Here is a 16274-nt window from a genome sequence, read left to right on the forward strand (position 1 = left end):
GCTGACAAAGTTGCTGAGTGCTAAGCATTGATGGCTGAGTGAAATGAAACTTGCTTTTGCTTTACGCTTTAAAACTAGAAACCGGAGAGCGTTTGCCAAACACCCCCCGGTTTCTAGTTCTTGAGTTCTATCCTGAGACGGTATCTCAAGACAAGTTCAAAACTAAACGTGCAATATCGTTTTCCTGAATCGTAGCTGCAACCAGTTAATTCCTACCACTCAGTCCTCAGCAGCCAGCACTCTTAGTAGGCTCCTACTGTGCTGTAGGTGATTTCTGGGGCGGCATGACGACTTTGCGGGCGAGGCCAACCTGCTTCAGCAACCAAATGGCCCACCAGGTGACATCTAGTTCCCACCAGCGCCAGCCCGCTTTGGCCACATTGGGATAGGCATGGTGGTTATTGTGCCAGCCTTCCCCATAGGTGAAAATGGCGGCCCACCAGAGGTTGCGTGAGTTGTCGTCGCTCTCAAACGTGCGATAGCCCCACATATGGGTGACGGAGTTGATCATCCAGGTGGTGTGCCAAAGCAAAACAGCTCGCAGAAACACACCGTAGATCACAAACGACCAGCCGCCCAAAACGTAGAGTAGGAGAGCGATTGGAATCTGGAGCAAGAAAAAGTAGCGATTCAGCCAGCGGTAGAATGGATCGCGCACTAGGTCAGGCGCAAAGCGCTGGTACTGCTCATACTCAAAGAATTCAGACCGGGGATAAAAGATCCACAGCATATGGCTCCACCAAAAGCCCTTGCGAGCCGAATAGGGATCTTTCTCCTCATCTTCGGTAAAGCCGTGATGCAAACGGTGTCCGGCTGCCCAGAAGATCGGGCCACCCTGAAGCGCTGACGCACCGATCAGTGCGATCGCATATTCTAGCCATTTGGGTACCTGAAAACTCCGGTGGCTCAGCAGCCGATGGTAGCCTAGGCATATGCCAATGCTGCCAAATAGCCAGTGCAGGAACAGCATGACGCCCAGGGCTGACCAGGAAAAGAACCAGGGAGCCAATAGGGCGAGAGCGTGAATACTCGCGAAAAAGGCTACAGCAGCCCAGTCTAACCTCAGTTTTTCCTGGGGCGCTGTAGGTACGTGATTCGATGTCATTCAGATTTCCTCTACCACACAAATTTCAGTTGTTTTTTGTATTACGTCTTGCATCCGGAAGATCCCCCCTAGCCCCCCTTTTAAGGGTATTCATATACTTGGCGCATCATAGTAAGTCATCTCGCTGCCCTCACCCTAAATCCCTCTCCCACGGGGCGAGGGACTTTCGATCCGGCTCCCCTTCTCCCGCAAGGAGAAGGGGCTGGGGGATGAGGGCAAGCAGTCGATGCTTCAAGTCAGTTATTACCTTAAAAAGAGGGGAATTGGGTTTGTAGGTATGACTTTGCTTAGAACAAGGGGAGGATTGACTCAAAGTCCCCCCTTTTTAAGGGGGATTTAGGGGGATCTCAATGCCGAAACGAAGCTAAGAGACTGGACACATTCGGCAGCCTTTGATGCAAGTTAGGTGCCAGATAACAAGAGCTACGCGCCTGTCACAGTTACAGGTTCCGGGAGATTCGCGATCGCAGGATCGCGATAGCTGCCTGTGCGATAAGTCGTTCGCACGGCCTCGGCTAGTTGCTGGATAGGCGCAGTTTTGAGACAGACCGCATCGGCTCCGGCTGCGATCGCATCTGCCAACAGCGACTGCTGATCGGGATGGGCCAGAACGAGAATCCGGGAAGGCGTGACGTAGGATGTAGTCTGCACCTTGCGGGCCATGCGGATGAACTTGGCGATATCCATATCGGGCAGCGTGGCATCGACCACGGCTACGTCGATATCGATGGATTCCAGCAGCACCAGCCCGGTTTCGGCATTGGTGGCTTCGCTGGCCACTTCGATACCGGGTTGCGATCGCAGATTAACCCGCAGATCAATCCGCGTTTGCTGCTCATCCTCCACGATGGCTGTTTGAATTACCGCCTGGAACGGCTGGAGCCGTGCGGGCTGCGCCTCGCACTCCGGCAGCTCCGGCAGGTCATTAGGTGCACCGCAGGCGGAAATCGCCCCTTCAACTGCCCCTTCAACTGTGCCTTGAAGCGTGCCTTCAACTGTACCTTCGAAGTTCACGTCAGCCCCCTGATGCTGCCGGAGCTGCGCCATTTGGTCGGCAGTGAGAATGCGGGACTCGTCAAAGCCAAACTCAATTTCTGTGTGCAGCCCTTTCTGCTTGACGCGGGTCAAGTTGTAGAACCGCTTGTTCAGCGTCGTCTTGACGAAGGCCCAGAGGCAGCCCAGCAGATACCGTCGCTTAAACGGATCGCGCTCAAACCAATACTCCAAGAACTTCCAGGAGTAGAAGCGGGCATAGTTGCGCAGCACCCCCTTCAGCACCTCTTCCCGCGTCATATTGTCCGGCTTGATGATTGGCGTAACGAAGTTGTAGTGCGAGTAGTCGCGAATCTCAACTTTGTCCTGCAAATCCTGGAACAGCTCAGAGAAGGGCCAAGGGGTGTACATGTTCCAGTTGGTCATGTCAGCTTTCCAGTCCCGCGCCATCAGATAGGTTTCTTCAATGGTTTCGGGAGTCTCGCTGGGCAGACCCATGATGAACTGCACTTCGGCCAGAATGCCGTTTTCCCGCAGGAGCTGCACGGCTCGCTTGTTGTCAGCAATCGTCGTTTCCTTGCGGAACAGGTTCAGGTTGAGCTGAGCGGCTGCTTCGGTGCCAAGCGATACATGCACCAGCCCCGCCTTGCGATAGAGCGGCAGCTCCTTCTCATCGCGCAGCACGTCGGTGACTCGGGTATTGATGCCCCAGTGAACGCCCAGATCGCGCTCAATCAGCTCATTACATAGAGCAATGAAGCGCGACTTATTAATCGTCGGCTCCTCGTCAGCCAGAATGAAAAAGCCGACGTTATAGTCCTTCACCAATCGCTCAATCTCGTCCACAAAGTTCTTGGGCGAACGAGAGCGGTATTTGCGCCAGAACTTCCACTGGGAGCAGAAGCGGCAGCGGAACGGGCAGCCCCGTGCATAGTTGGGCACGGCCACCCGCGTATTTAGCGGCGTGTAGATGTACTTGTCCCAATCCAGCAAATCCCAGTCCGGCGTGAGGGTGTCTAGATTTTGGATCGGTGGATGAGCTGGCGTGGCCACCACCTGACCCTCATCCAAGAAGGCAATGCCCAGAATCTCACGACGATCCTGCTCGTCTGTGCCATTTGCGATCGCACGCAGCAGGTTAACCGTAATCTCTTCGCCTTCCCCCCGAATGATGTAGTCAATCCACGGGGCCTCATGCAGCACCTCCCGATACATATAGGTGGGATGAACACCACCCATAATGGCTTTGGCCGAGGGGCACACCTCTTTGACTAGCCGCAGCGTACTCTGCGACTTGTAGATCATCGGCGTGATCGCCGTTGCCAGCACTACATCGGGCTGATAGGCTCGAATCTCTGCCGCCAGTTCTGCATCATCAATGTAGTTGCTCATGGCATCAATGAAGCGAACCTGATCAAAGCCTGCTGCCTTCAGCGCTCCACCGACATAGGGCACCCAACTGGGCGGCCAATTCCCAGCAATTTCAGCTCCGCCAGAGTGATAATTGGGTTGAATCATCAGGATACGCATGATCGATCCTCCTGAGTTAGGTCAAAAAGTTGGCGTTTAAATTGCTCTAGAGAAATTGGCGATAATGCGATCGCGCAGGTAAGCATCAAATACGGCAGCAATATTGCGAATGAGCAAGCGGCCAGCCGGGGTCACGTCGATACCATCGGCATATACTCTAACTAAGCCATCGGCTTCTAGTGCTTGCAGGTCAGCTAATTCCGGCTCAAAGTAGGCATCAAAATCGAGGTGATATTTCGCTTCAATCTCTGATTTGGAGAGACCAAAGTGGCACATCAGCTGCATGATCACCTCACGGCGAATGATGTCATCGCGGTGCAGATTAATTCCTTTTTCAATCGGTGGCTGTTCCTGATCGATGGCTTGATAGTAGTCCCGCAGCTGCTTGTGGTTTTGGATATAGGCATCGTGCAGCATACTGATGGAGGTTAAACCAAAGCCCAGCAGCTCCGCATTGGGCTGGGTGGTGTAGCCCTGGAAGTTCCGTTTTAGCAAGCCATTGCGCTGCGCCACTGCCAGCTCATCATCCGGCTTGGCAAAGTGATCCATGCCGATATAGTAGTAGCCACTGCGGGTCAATTCTGCGATCGCCATTTGCAGAATGTCTAGCTTTTCTTGACCAGAGGGCAGAGCAGCTTCGTCAATATTTTTCTGTACGGGCTTCAGCCAGGGCACATAGGCAAAGTTGAAGATCGCCAGCCGATCGGGATTTAAATCAACTGTATTTTGAATCGTTTCTTCGAAGGTTTGCAGAGATTGATGGGGCAGTCCGTAGATCAGATCGACGTTAACGCTGTCATACTTAGCCTGCCGAATCCAGTCCATGACGTTAAACAACAGTTCTTCCGGCTGTACCCGATTAACGGCGGCCTGCACCTTGGGATTGAAGTCCTGAATCCCAAAGCTAATCCGGTTAAAGCCTATCTCCCGCAGGGCTTGAATATAGGCTTGGTCAACGTAGCGGGGATTAATTTCAATCGAAATTTCGGCTTCCGGTGCAAAGTGGAAGTGACGATTAATCACATTCCACAGCAGCTTAACCTGTTCAATCGTCAGATAGTTAGGCGTGCCGCCGCCCCAGTGCATCTGCACCACGGGCTTTTCAGTGTTGAGCCTAGCGGCTGTTTGCTGAATGTCTTTAATTAAATATTCGAGATAATTTAAAGCGATGTTCTTATTATTGGAAACGATAACGTTGCATCCACAGAAATAGCAGGCGCTTTGGCAAAACGGAATATGCACATACAGCGACAGCGGCGACGAACGCTGATTAAGGGCTGTAATCGCCTGTTTGTGGTCAAAAGCGCTATAGTCCGGGCGCAATTCGGTGGCGGGTGGATAGCTGGTGTATCGCGGTAAGGGCTGATCGTATTTTTTGAGTAACTCCGTGTCGAATTGCACAGTGGGCAACAGATATTTCATGTGGATGGTTTCTCCTTTGGGGTAATAGTTAGGCGCATCAAGGTGTAGGGGGTGACTGACAATCTGTTCCCCTCATCCCCCACCCCCTTCTCCCACAAGGGAAGAAGGGGAGCCGCACAATCAGATTTAGTTTTCAAAGTCCCTCTCCCAGAGCAGGCTACTGTTTATACATAAGTCTCCTAGGCTTCGTTTCGGCGTTGAGATCCCCCCTAGCCCCCCTTAAAAAGGGGGGACTGGCTCAAAGTTCCCCCTTTTTAAGGGGGATTTAGGGGGATCAGTCCGGGATTTAGAAGGACTATTTAGGATGTGTATAAGCAGTAGCCCGCTTTGGGAGAGGGATTTAGGGTGAGGGCTAAAAACTTGTGCCAGTCAACCAGCTTGTAGGTTGGGTTGAGCAAAGCGAAACCCAACAGATGCGAAGAGGTGTTGGGTTTCCAAGCTGTATATGGTGAGCGATGCCCACCCGATGACAACCTAAGCCGTGTATTCGGGAACAGGAGCTGGATGGGAACCTGCGGCAGGTCGCTCTGTTGCACCGGGGATATTTTGACGGGTTAGCAGATCGAAAACATGTTCGCCGATTGCCGCTCTCACGTCGTCTTCCAGATCATGCACCACATCTCGATTTAGCGTGAATGCATAGTTCGCTTCATCGACAATTCGCTGAATAGTGGCATCATCAATTGGCAGCGAATTCATCGCATCGCGATAGACACCTTTGAAAGCGCGCTGTGCTTCGACGGTTGGCAACTCCTCAAAATCGTGCAGCCCCGTACCCTGACCTTCCGGTAGATTCAGCGCTGAACGAATGATGCGTTTTAGTGCCTGCCCACCCGACAGATCGCCCATGTAGCGAGTGTAAGCGTGGGCAATCAGCAATGCCGGATCGGTGTTAGCAATTTCGTGAATCCGTTTTACATAGACCTCACCAGCCGGTAAGGGTTCAATCTGCTCTTCCCAGTTTTCACCATAGTAAAAGACTAAATCCCGCTCTAGGTTGGCGGTGCGATTCAGCTCTGGGAAATACATTGGGCCAACGGCGGGGTGATCCTGATGGCGGCGCATTTCAGTTTCCAGCGCGTTGTAGACCATGTATAGATTGGCTAACAGCTTCCGAAACGGCTCTCGTTCGACAATGCCCTTCAGGAAACATTTCATATAAGCGGTATTCTCGGCAGCGGTATGAGACTGTTGCGTTCCTTCTCGTAGGCGCTGGGCTAAATCACAAGTCATGCGAGTACCTCTAGTTGCTTGGCATCTCTTCATCGCAAACTTTATAACCATTGAGTGATTAAAGTCAATATTTTGCGATCGCAAATCGCACCAAATCACACTGAATCTCCCTAAGTCCCATCCCGCAGGATAACTATCTTGACCATCTAGAAATCGCCACAATCACTTTTGTTACTAATTTTCAGCCGATTTAGATCTCAGAAGAAGTCCGATAGAATACCTGACCCATAGGTTTAGTTAGCTGAAAATGCCGTCAAAAAACTTTATCTATCTTTACAGCTTAAGCACTAGTCGAGAGTAGAGACAGGCTGTACTATAACCAAATAGTTATTAAGTTTACTTAGCGGATTTGAATCTATGGTCAATCTGTCTCAGCCCACTCTCGACACGACAGCTACCAAGACAACGGCCATCCGGGAGAACATCCTCACGCCCCGGTTCTACACAACCGACTTTGATAAGACGGCAACCTTAGACCTATCCAGCCAAGAGGTTGAGCTACAGGCCATGCTGGATGAAATGCGGGCTGACTATAACCGCTATCACTTTGTCCGCGACGAGTCGTTTAACCAATCCTGGGATCACATCACCGGAGAAGCGCGGAAAGCGTTTATTGATTACCTAGAGCGCTCCTGTGTGTCGGAATTCTCCGGTTTCCTGCTCTTTAAAGAACTCTCGCGCAAGCTGAAAACCCGCAGCCCCATCCTATCGGAAATGTTTCACCTGATGGCGCGGGATGAAGCGCGGCACGCCGGATTCCTGAATAAGGCAATGGCCGACTTTGGCTGCACGATGGATTTGGCCTATCTGACTAAGAATCGGGTCTACACCTTCTTCCCTATTGAATGGGTGCTCTACACGGTTTACCTGTCCGAGAAAATTGGCTACTGGCGCTACATCATTATTTATCGCCATCTCGAACAGCACCCCGAAAATCAGTTCTACCCGCTGTTCCGCTACTTTGAGAGCTGGTGCCAAGACGAGAACCGCCACGGTGATATTTTTAAGGCATTGTTGCGATCGCAACCTCAGCTTTGGAAAACCTGGCGCTCTCGCTTGTGGAGTCGCTTCTTCTTACTGACCGTGTTTGCTACTCACACGCTGACGGTGCATGAGCGGAGCGATTTCTACCGCACACTGGGCCTTGACCCGACCAAATTTGACGAAGAAGTGATTCGCCAAACTAATGACACTGCCGCACGGGCATTTCCCTCTGTGCTTAACACCGAGCATCCCGAATTCTTCGATCGCCTGCACCGCTGTTCGGATATCAATTTACGCATTTCTGAGATCAATGCCTCATCTCAACCTAAGTGGTTAAAAACATTGCGTAAGCTGCCGTTGATTGGTGCGATCGCAGGTCATCTACTGCGAATTTACCTGCTAAAACCTATTGATGCAGAAGCATTGCGAGGTACAGTGCGCTAACCGTTTAATCTCTGTGGGTCTAATTCCCCGTGGCTTGCCACGTTAGTGGTAGCGCGGGAGTGCGTCCCGAAGGGCAAATTCCGTAATGCCCCGTCCGCTTGCGGCGGGGATAGGAATTTGAGCGCCCCGCGAGATTTACTCCTAAATTTTTGTGATAAATAGGAGAGGGCATATGCTGACAACATTCGGTTAGCATATGCTTTTTCATGCTTAAAGCAGATGATGAGCTAGTCGAAAGCCAGCTTTGGCAGTAGGTGCATGAAGTGCCCCCGAATTTCGGACACAAGGCTAAGAGCTGGAGTTTAGACTAAAAAGCTAAAGAAAATCGCGGTCGTGCTAGGCACGAACCGCGTTATAGCAGAAGCTGAGACAATACCAACTCACCTCAGCAACTACTATGCCCTACGATAGCCTGTACGGATTCCGCCAGCGCGCCGATGAGTATTTAGGACAGGCGCATGATGCAACCTTGGAACTCATTGATGCGGTGTTGACGACACGGCAAGCGCCCAACTGAGTCGCATGAGCCGTCGTTATCTTCATGGGATCTTAAGCGTCGTTTCAGGGCTGACAATGACCACTGGGAAACGCCATCTAGATCCGGTGGTTGTTGAGCCAACTCCGTAATTCGTTAGATCACGGAGGGGATTTTTTTGGCGACGGATCATAGCAAGGCGTCAGAGGATTCCCTTCTGTCTTGACAGGGGAGCACGTCATCCGCTGAGGAGATGAAAATATAATGGAGTGAGTGCCCTTATCGGATCCTGACATGACTCCAGACCAGCGCGACCAAATGCAGCATCACGTCAACGCTTTAGCACAGATCCTCTATGACGACGCCAAGGAACAGGGGATGAGGATGACGAGCTTAGGCGAAATCGAGCAAACGGTCCGTGAGCAAGTGCACCGTCATGTGTCACCCAACTTAGGTCTTTTTTTATCGACACAAGCGTCGGCAAAGATGAAGGAGAAACCCGAAAGCTAACCAGCATCCTTGGCATATTGCAGGTTGGCCGACAGCAGGCCAAGCGGCTTGGAGTCAAGCCCAGAGTCCAGTTCAGCCCCCTGGTCGAGCTGTGTTGTCTGCAGATGGGAGCAACGGTGTCCTTCGTGCAGGCGAGTCGGGATGTTGAACTGCTCACCGGGGTCACCGTGAGCGCCAAGAGTGTCGAGCGCATCGTAGGGCGCAATCCGATTGAGTCATCGGCTCCAGAGGAGACAGTCAAGGAGATGGCTCTCGATGGCGGGATGGTTCGCCTAGTGACTCCGAGCGGAGAGCCCAGCGAGTGGAAGCAGTACAAGGCGGTGCGGCTGGACGGTGACGGTGTGGGTATGGCCTGGTTTGACGACAATGATGCGCTGTTGGCCTGGCTCAGGAGCCTTTGCTGGGCCAGTGTTGTGTTCTGCTTAGGAGACGGACACAGCGGCATTTGGTCGCTCTACCAACAGATGGAGAGGCTCACTCGCCAGGAGGTCTTGGACTGGTATCACCTGATGGAGAACCTGTATAAAGTGGGCGGTTCCCTTCAACGGCTCAACCAGGCCAGACACCTTCTGTGGCACGGTCAGGTCGATGAGGCCAGTGCCCTGTTTGCGGGGCTCAACTCTCAGCAGTCTCAACGATTTGGGAGGTATCTGGAGCGACATCGCGCTCGGATTGTCAACTACAGGTACTACCAGCAAGAGGGGATGCCGATTGGCTCAGGCCCGGTCGAATCACTCATCAAGCAGATTGATGCCAGAGTGCAGGTCGCAGGTGCGCAGTGGAACCCTCAGAATGTTCCTCAAATTCTGGCGCTCCGCTGCGCTTACCTGAACAACCAGCTCAACCTTTATTCTCTCGCCAGCGGATGACGTGCTCCCCTTGACAGTCCCTATTAAAAAGTGGGCGTATCCATGCCAAATGACCCATTAGTACCGAGGTTCATGTTCAGACCCTATAAAAATTCATACCTAAATCAACTGGCTTTAAGAACGTTTGCGCGTTCTTTGAACATGAGCCGCTAATTGTTGGATGAGCGAAAATGATCTTCCAGAAGTAAACAATCTTTAACTTATGTATTTTGTTTGTGAAAACATCTTTCGTTAAGTGACTATTGAATTCTATCTTTTTAGTGTAAGCCTGGCTGGAATATTTGTTCATCATCGTGTCTAGCGATGTAGGAATTGGGCCATGCTAAAAATGCATTGGTTTCGAAAGGCAATAATCAATGTTTGCGACGTTTTCAATAGCTTTGATTGACTTAACAAGGCATTTGATTCGTTGTGGAGAATTTCTTGTTGTTTTGAGACCAATCGTTGACCTATGGGGGAGTTAAGTGGGCCAATCTTTCTGGATTTACTTCACTAGATTTCCTCCCATGGGCTAATTCGATTCTTTCTAAAACGCCTAACAAGACGATTACGTCAAATTGAGCTTTGTCCTAATTTTGTGAGTTTATTCAAAAGAGGTTTCATCAATGAGTATCGTAGCTAAAGCCATTGCTCAGTCAGATCGGGCCGATCGGTTCCTGAGTAGCGCTGAGCTGACACAGCTCCAAGACTTTTTTACCAAAGGAAACATACGCATCAGTGCAGCTCAAAAACTAGCCGATAATCAGCAGAAAATCGTTGATGAAGGCAGCCAGAAATTCTGGGCTCAGTGCTCTAACACCCCTAGCAATAAGGGTAATGCCCAGAAGACGGCTCTTTGCCAACGAGATCAGGGTTGGTACATCCGGTTAGTGAGCTATTGCGTTTTAGCAGGAAATTCTAAGCCTCTCGAAGATATTGGCTTAGACGGCATGCGCGAAATGTATGTTTCACTAGGGGTCCCTCTAGCCAATTTGAAAGTCGCCATGCGCTGTCTAAAAGAAGTTGCCATGGGGATTCTAAGCCCTGAAGAAGGGGCCTTAGCTGCTCCCTACTTTGATCAATTGATTCGCGCTTTCTAGGAATTCCTTGTTTCGCGTCTCCAGGGATTTAACCGGAACGGCATTTTATTTTTTGTCCTTAACTGAAGATTGATTCTAGAACAAACCATGCAAGACACCATTACAGCTGTCATTAATCCTGCCGATGAAAAAGGCGTTTACCTTGAAGCTGAAGAGTTAAACCGGCTGAAGCAATATTTCCAATCTGGTACTCAACGGGTAAAAGCAGCAACTCAAATTGGGTCAAGTGCTGCCAGCATCATTAGTGCAACGGTTGAAAAAAGCCTGCTATACGGGGATATCACCCTACCGGGTGGCAACATGTACCCTACTCGACGCTACGCGGCTTGTCTACGCGATTTAACCTACTTTTTGCGTTATGCGACCTACGCTATGCTGGCCGCCGATGCCTCCATTATCGAAGAGCGAGTGTTGAATGGCCTAAAAGATACCTACTCAGCCCTTGGGGTGCCTATTGAGCCTACGATTCAGGCAATCCAGGCTATGAAGGAAGTTGTCACCCAGCGGGTGGGAACTGAAGCGGGTCAGGAGATGGATATTTATCTTGATCACATCATTAATGGTCTGAGCTAGGCACTAACCCTCGGCTTAAATGGCCTGCCTCTTGGGGCGGGCCCATGTTTAACTTTGCTGTTGCCGTTAACCGAATGCTATGTACGCTTCTAATCAAACCCAGGAGCAATATCCCTGGTGGTCGGGGAATGCCCGATTTATAGACTTATCCAATACGTTCATTGTTGCCCATGTTGCTCAGGCGGCCCTGATTATGTTGTGGGCCGGAGCTTTTACTTTATTCGAATTAGCTGTTTATTCTCCTGATGAGCCCTTGTATACCCAGGGTTTAATTTTGCTGCCGCATCTGGCCACTGAAGGATGGGGAATTGGCGCTGGAGGAGCCGTTGTGGACACTTCTATCTGGTTTGCGATCGGTGCGATTCACATCGTAGCAGCTGGGGTTTTAGCAGCAGGAGCCTATTTCCACCGGACTCGATTGCCCCAGAGTTTATCTTTAGCTTCTGGCAACGCTGCTAAGTTTCACTTTGAGTGGCAAGATGCTGGCAAGCTGGGCGTCATTTTGGGGCACCATCTAATCATTCTGGGATTGGGGGCTCTGCTGTTAGTTGCTAAAGCTCAGTTTTTTGGCGGGTTGTACGATTCAAATCTGGGCGAGGTTCGGTTAGTCACCTCGCCGACTCTTGACCCCGCCACTATCTGGGATTACAGAACTCATTTATTTGATGTCAACAACCTAGAAGATTTGGTCGGGGGGCACATTTATGTCGCGGTGCTGTTGATTGCTGGAGGGGCCTGGCATATTTTGGTTCCCCCCTTCAATTGGGTGAAGCGGGTCTTCCTGTTTTCGGGAGATGGCATTTTGTCCTATTCCCTATTTGGCATTGCTATCGCCGGATTTGCTGCTTCCTATTACTGTGGATTTGATACTCTGTCCTATCCAGAGGAATTTTATGGTCCTACCCTAGAGCTTAAATCGGCGTTTCTACCCCGATACTTTGAGGCACAGCCGACCATGGCGAACGGTTACACCTCTCGGGTTTGGTTAGCTAATGCTCACTTCTATCTGGCCTTTTTCTTCCTCCAGGGTGGACTGTGGCACTTCCAGAGAGCGATGGGCTTTGACTTCAATAAGGTACTGGACAAGTGGCGACAGAATTTGAACATAGCCAGTGATCATCCAACCCTGGTTTATCAGTTTTCTGGAGTCTCGCAGCTCCAACCTTTACTGTCGTTACAGTACGAAAGACCCCAGGCAGAAATCAAGCCTGTACTGAAGCGAGAGCAACCCTTTGAAGACTATTTATATCGACCCTCCCAGGGCATTGAGAAGTCCGATTTAACTGATGTTAATGGGGTCGAAAATACGCTCTACCAGACCACTTACCATACTCACAAGGATACGTTTTATCAAAATTCGAAACGGGCTGAGGCCGAAGCCATGTTTGGCTACAGTAATCAGTATTCGAAGTGGCTGTATGAACTGCCTAAGAACCTTGAAAAAACCTTAGCCTATTCTCAGCCTATGGAGACTGTATTCTACGAACCCAAATACAATTACGATTCCGTTGGTCATGACAAGGGGACGGAAACAAAAACAGAGGCTGAAGTTGAAGTTAATGGGTAACAGGAATAGGGTGATTCTGAGGTAATTGTGAAAGCAGACAGGGAGCATGTTGATCCACCCTCTACCTCTTTTTTTAGCTTAGGAAAAGGGTGGCCAGATAGCAGCCTCTCTCCCGTTCTAGGCTACAGCTTATCCATCTCTCTGTAAGAACACAATGCCGCATTGGCCCCCTTTATCTCCTAAATCTGGGGAGATAAAGGGGGGCTATTCCGCCGCCAAGAGATAAGGCAAGTTACCAGTTTTGAGCAGAACGATGAGATGTTCAATCCGCTCATATTCATCCAGTTCCTGAGATTCTTCGGGAGTGATGGTCTCGTCTAAGCTGCGAGCTAGGAGATATTGCAATCGATTCTGCATTTCCGAAGGGGGTCGAAATCCAGCAATTTGCTCCAGGGTTGGTTGGCTAGCGAGGAAATCTACAACATAGCGATAGACCTGTGAGGAAAGAACGGGTGGATGTAAGCAGCGCCGCAGTAGTTCTGGTAGCTGATCGGCCATTGGAGCCAGCCGCTCCATTAATTCATCAGGAATTTCGATGGTTAGAGTCGCCATTCAACTCCATCTCCATAGTGACTCATGTATTTATAGAAACTTTAAGCGCCTTGTATGAGTTGAAAGCATTCGCCAGGTGTATACGCGATCGCAACTTAATCCCAGTGGTTTGCAGCTTTTTGGGTAAGACCTGTTTCATTCTCGATAATTACTCCCGATAAGAAGGTTCCATCTTCGCTGATTGCGATCGCAGTTTTCTTTTGCACAATTTGAACGTAAGTTACCGACTGCAAGATTTGGTCAAAAATATCGTTCTCCCTGGCTCATCATGACGCTGATTGGGCAATCTGGCAGAGAAAAGTAAAATTAAAGCCCCTGACAGTTACCTCTAGTTGATGAACACTGAAAGTCATTCCCTGGTCGCGTTTTCCGGCAAAGTACCGCCGGATGACGTGATTCCCGAAGAAGTCAGCGAAACCAGCAGCGTATTAAATCCGGATCTCAACGAGCGCGACTTAGCAAAAGCCTTATGATACCGATGGCTACAACATCATGATTGTGGCCAACAAGTACCAAACTGGCTTTGATCAGCCCAAACTCTGTGCCATGTATGTGGACAAGAAACTGCATGGCGTAGACTGCGCCCAAACTCTGTCGCGCCTGAACCGCATCTTCCCTGGCAAGCTCAATTGGATCGCTTTGATGATGAACGGATTGAAACCCTAAATCAGCTAACGGATCGCTTTGAAGAGTCTCGGGATGAAAATCTAGACAGCTAATCTCTTCCCTGCTCACGCTGATCGCTCTACTGCCGACTATTCCTCAAGTGCTCTCGCTTGGGGGTTTACTCTCAGCCATCAAAGTTTGGAATCAGATTGCTTTCCTTCGATTCCAGCCCTCCTCCACCTGGGGAGGGTTTCTGCATTTGGAAACGTGATTATCGTCAAAACAGCAAAACCGAGTGCAAATTCAATCTTGTGGATTGACTGTAATAATTCAAACCCGTGATTGTTTCAGGTTAACTGTTATATGAGTGACACTTTCTAATTTGAAAACAACTTATTCTAAGTGCTATTACTGACGGCTGTTTATCTCTCTTTAGTCAGTCTGGAGGAGAGTGTTGGCGACGGCAACTTGTTGGGCACTCCTCGGTTAAATAATAGGACTCAAGATAAATAGCGATGCTATTCCTTAGGTATCAAGATTGACAAAAGAGGGTTATATCTTGCTGGGTGCAGTCAGCCGTGCCGATTCGACGTGTTCATCTACCTAACTAAGCCCCTATGAGAACAGCATTTGTTCCCACGGCTGTTGCATCCGTTGCAACGGCTACTTTGTCCATCTTTTTTACAGCGGAAAACGTATTAGCCGCTACATTCAAGTTAGAAGAAGCAACAATTGATAGCATCAATGAAGCGTTTGATGCAGGTGCATTAACAGCAGAAAGTTTGACTCAACTCTACCTGAACCGGATTGAAGAATATGACGATTCTCTAAATTCAATTATCGCGGTGAATTCGGATGCATTATCGATAGCCAAAGCACTCGATCTTGAGCGACAAACGTTTGGCCCCAGAAGCCCGCTGCATGGTATTCCAGTCATTCTTAAAGATAATTACGATACTTTTGATATGCCAACCACGGCAGGATCATCTGTATTAGCAGGTTCGATTCCTCCAGATGATGCTTTCACAGTTAAAAAGTTGCGTGATGCGGGCGCAATTATATTAGCCAAAGCCAACATGTCGGAATTTGCTTCGGGGGTTCCAGGAGGTTCTCTTGTTGGCTTGACAAGCAATCCTTACAATTTGGATCGCAGTCCAGCCGGATCTAGCGGTGGAACAGGTGCTGCGATCGCAGCTAACTTTGGGGTAATTGGAACTGGATCAGATACAGGCGGCTCGATTCGGGGGCCAGCGGCTGCCAATGGTCTAGTTGGAATTAAGCCCACACTGGGCCTCACAAGTCGTGATGGAATCATTCCCCTGGCGCTCTCGTTTGATACCGGGGGGCCTCTAACTCGAACCGTAAAAGATGCGGCGCTAGCCCTGAGCTACATGGCAGGCATTGATCCATCTGACCCTGCAACTCTCGAAAGCGAAGGGAAAGTGTTTGACGACTACACGCAGTTTCTCGACGCGGATGCTTTGAACGGTGCGACGATTGGAGTTGCCAGAGATTTCTTTGGACGCAATCCAGAAGTCGATCTGTTGATGGAAGAGGCCATTGCAACTATGGAAAGTTTAGGAGCAACGATTGTTGACTCTTTATTTTTTCCAGAGCAAGTTATTGAAGAAAAAGACACCATCTATACCCGCATTCGCTGGCCTGAGTTCAAGGCGCAGATCCCGGATTATTTGGCCACCATTGGTGATGAATATCCCAAAGATTTAGCTGAAATTATTGAACTCGCCGAGCAAGATCCATTTTTTGAAACTTACCCTGGGCGCTTGGATCTCTTCAAAAACGAACAGGCCAGTGTTCCGTTAACCGATCCTGACTACATTGATGCTTTGACCAACGGCAGAGATTTAATTCGGAATTCCGTTTTAGATTTGTTTAGTGCAAATGGTCTGGATGCGCTAATTTATCCAACGTCTGGCTGTCCTTCTGGGCCTCTTCCCGGCCTAACAGATCCCTCGTATGTGTGTGACTCAGGGTCTTCTGCAACCAATATCGCTAACCTATCTGGTTTTCCAGATGTGCAGGTTCCTGCTGGATTCACATCTGACGGAATGCCTGTCGCTTTATCATTCTTTGGTTCCGCCTGGTCTGAGCCTGACCTTCTGGGTTTTGCGTACTCGTTCGAACAAGCGACCAAAGCTCGTAAACCTCCTGCTCTCTTTCCTGCTCTACCGGGTGAGACGATTGAGTACACCAAAGTCCCCGAACCTGCTAGCGTTGGTGCGCTGATTGGAGTTGGAACTGTCTTGATTGGCAGCAAACTCATCAAGCGTCGCCAACCCAGCAAAACGTTAGTCTCTGGGGAGTATTAGTT

General features: G+C 49.9%; 14 protein-coding genes. 8 read left to right on the forward strand and 6 right to left on the reverse strand.

Going from position 1 to position 16274, the window contains the following annotated elements:
• Positions 1 to 253 precede the first annotated feature (253 nt).
• From AC286M_RS05190 to AC286M_RS05205, 4 genes are all read right to left on the reverse strand, one after another.
• Positions 254 to 1105, reverse strand: coding sequence for an acyl-CoA desaturase (locus AC286M_RS05190; RefSeq protein ID WP_488203365.1), 852 nt, complete (start codon positions 1103 to 1105; stop codon positions 254 to 256).
• A 423-nt stretch (positions 1106 to 1528) separates the two neighbouring features.
• Positions 1529 to 3628 carry a magnesium-protoporphyrin IX monomethyl ester anaerobic oxidative cyclase gene (gene bchE / locus AC286M_RS05195; protein ID WP_488203366.1) on the reverse strand — a complete coding sequence of 700 codons (2100 nt, stop codon included), beginning with the start codon at positions 3626 to 3628 and terminating at the stop codon, positions 1529 to 1531.
• Between the two features lie 36 nt (positions 3629 to 3664).
• Complete coding sequence (hemN, locus tag AC286M_RS05200; RefSeq protein ID WP_488203367.1) at positions 3665 to 5050, reverse strand: oxygen-independent coproporphyrinogen III oxidase; 1386 nt, start codon at positions 5048 to 5050, stop codon at positions 3665 to 3667.
• Positions 5051 to 5524: 474 nt separating this feature from the next.
• The gene (locus AC286M_RS05205; RefSeq protein ID WP_488203368.1) at positions 5525 to 6283 is read right to left on the reverse strand and encodes a biliverdin-producing heme oxygenase; all 759 of its coding nucleotides are present in this window, start codon (positions 6281 to 6283) and stop codon (positions 5525 to 5527) included.
• A gap of 357 nt (positions 6284 to 6640) precedes the next feature.
• Between AC286M_RS05205 and acsF the strand changes: the two genes are divergently transcribed.
• The 5 genes from acsF to AC286M_RS05230 all read left to right on the forward strand — a co-directional run bounded on the left by acsF (position 6641) and on the right by AC286M_RS05230 (position 12784).
• Entirely contained in the window at positions 6641 to 7711 is a 1071-nt protein-coding gene (gene acsF / locus AC286M_RS05210) for a magnesium-protoporphyrin IX monomethyl ester (oxidative) cyclase (protein WP_488203369.1), read from the forward strand.
• 769 nt (positions 7712 to 8480) lie between these two features.
• Positions 8481 to 9565, forward strand: a protein-coding gene (locus tag AC286M_RS05215; protein ID WP_488203071.1) for an ISKra4 family transposase whose coding sequence is annotated in 2 segments (ribosomal slippage) — positions 8481 to 8667 and positions 8667 to 9565 — 1086 coding nt in all. Because the reading frame shifts where the segments join, the coding sequence is not laid out codon by codon here.
• Positions 9566 to 10170: 605 nt separating this feature from the next.
• On the forward strand, positions 10171 to 10644 hold the full coding sequence (gene apcD, locus AC286M_RS05220; protein ID WP_488203370.1) for an allophycocyanin subunit alpha-B: 474 nt from the start codon (positions 10171 to 10173) through the stop codon (positions 10642 to 10644).
• 87 nt (positions 10645 to 10731) lie between these two features.
• Entirely contained in the window at positions 10732 to 11217 is a 486-nt protein-coding gene (locus AC286M_RS05225; RefSeq protein WP_488203371.1) for an allophycocyanin subunit beta, read from the forward strand.
• Positions 11218 to 11296: 79 nt separating this feature from the next.
• The gene (locus AC286M_RS05230; RefSeq protein ID WP_488203372.1) at positions 11297 to 12784 is read left to right on the forward strand and encodes a chlorophyll a/b binding light-harvesting protein; all 1488 of its coding nucleotides are present in this window, start codon (positions 11297 to 11299) and stop codon (positions 12782 to 12784) included.
• A 204-nt stretch (positions 12785 to 12988) separates the two neighbouring features.
• Here AC286M_RS05230 and AC286M_RS05235 read toward each other — a convergent pair whose 3' ends face one another.
• Both AC286M_RS05235 and AC286M_RS05240 read right to left on the reverse strand, forming a co-directional pair.
• A complete protein-coding gene (locus AC286M_RS05235) occupies positions 12989 to 13336 on the reverse strand; it encodes a hypothetical protein (RefSeq protein ID WP_488203373.1) in 348 nt (115 codons plus the stop codon).
• A gap of 95 nt (positions 13337 to 13431) precedes the next feature.
• Positions 13432 to 13569: a hypothetical protein gene (locus tag AC286M_RS05240; protein ID WP_488203374.1), complete on the reverse strand. Its 138-nt coding sequence runs from the start codon at positions 13567 to 13569 to the stop codon at positions 13432 to 13434.
• A 102-nt stretch (positions 13570 to 13671) separates the two neighbouring features.
• On the opposite strand from AC286M_RS05240, the gene AC286M_RS05245 reads away from it, so the two are divergent.
• The 3 genes from AC286M_RS05245 to AC286M_RS05255 all read left to right on the forward strand — a co-directional run bounded on the left by AC286M_RS05245 (position 13672) and on the right by AC286M_RS05255 (position 16272).
• Complete coding sequence (locus AC286M_RS05245; protein ID WP_488203375.1) at positions 13672 to 13809, forward strand: hypothetical protein; 138 nt, start codon at positions 13672 to 13674, stop codon at positions 13807 to 13809.
• A 19-nt stretch (positions 13810 to 13828) separates the two neighbouring features.
• Complete coding sequence (locus AC286M_RS05250) at positions 13829 to 14002, forward strand: type I restriction enzyme subunit R domain-containing protein (protein WP_488203376.1); 174 nt, start codon at positions 13829 to 13831, stop codon at positions 14000 to 14002.
• Positions 14003 to 14559: 557 nt separating this feature from the next.
• Entirely contained in the window at positions 14560 to 16272 is a 1713-nt protein-coding gene (locus AC286M_RS05255) for an amidase family protein (RefSeq protein ID WP_488203377.1), read from the forward strand.
• The last annotated feature ends 2 nt before the right edge of the window (positions 16273 to 16274 follow it).

This window comes from Thainema salinarum CENA647 (assembly GCF_057732415.1).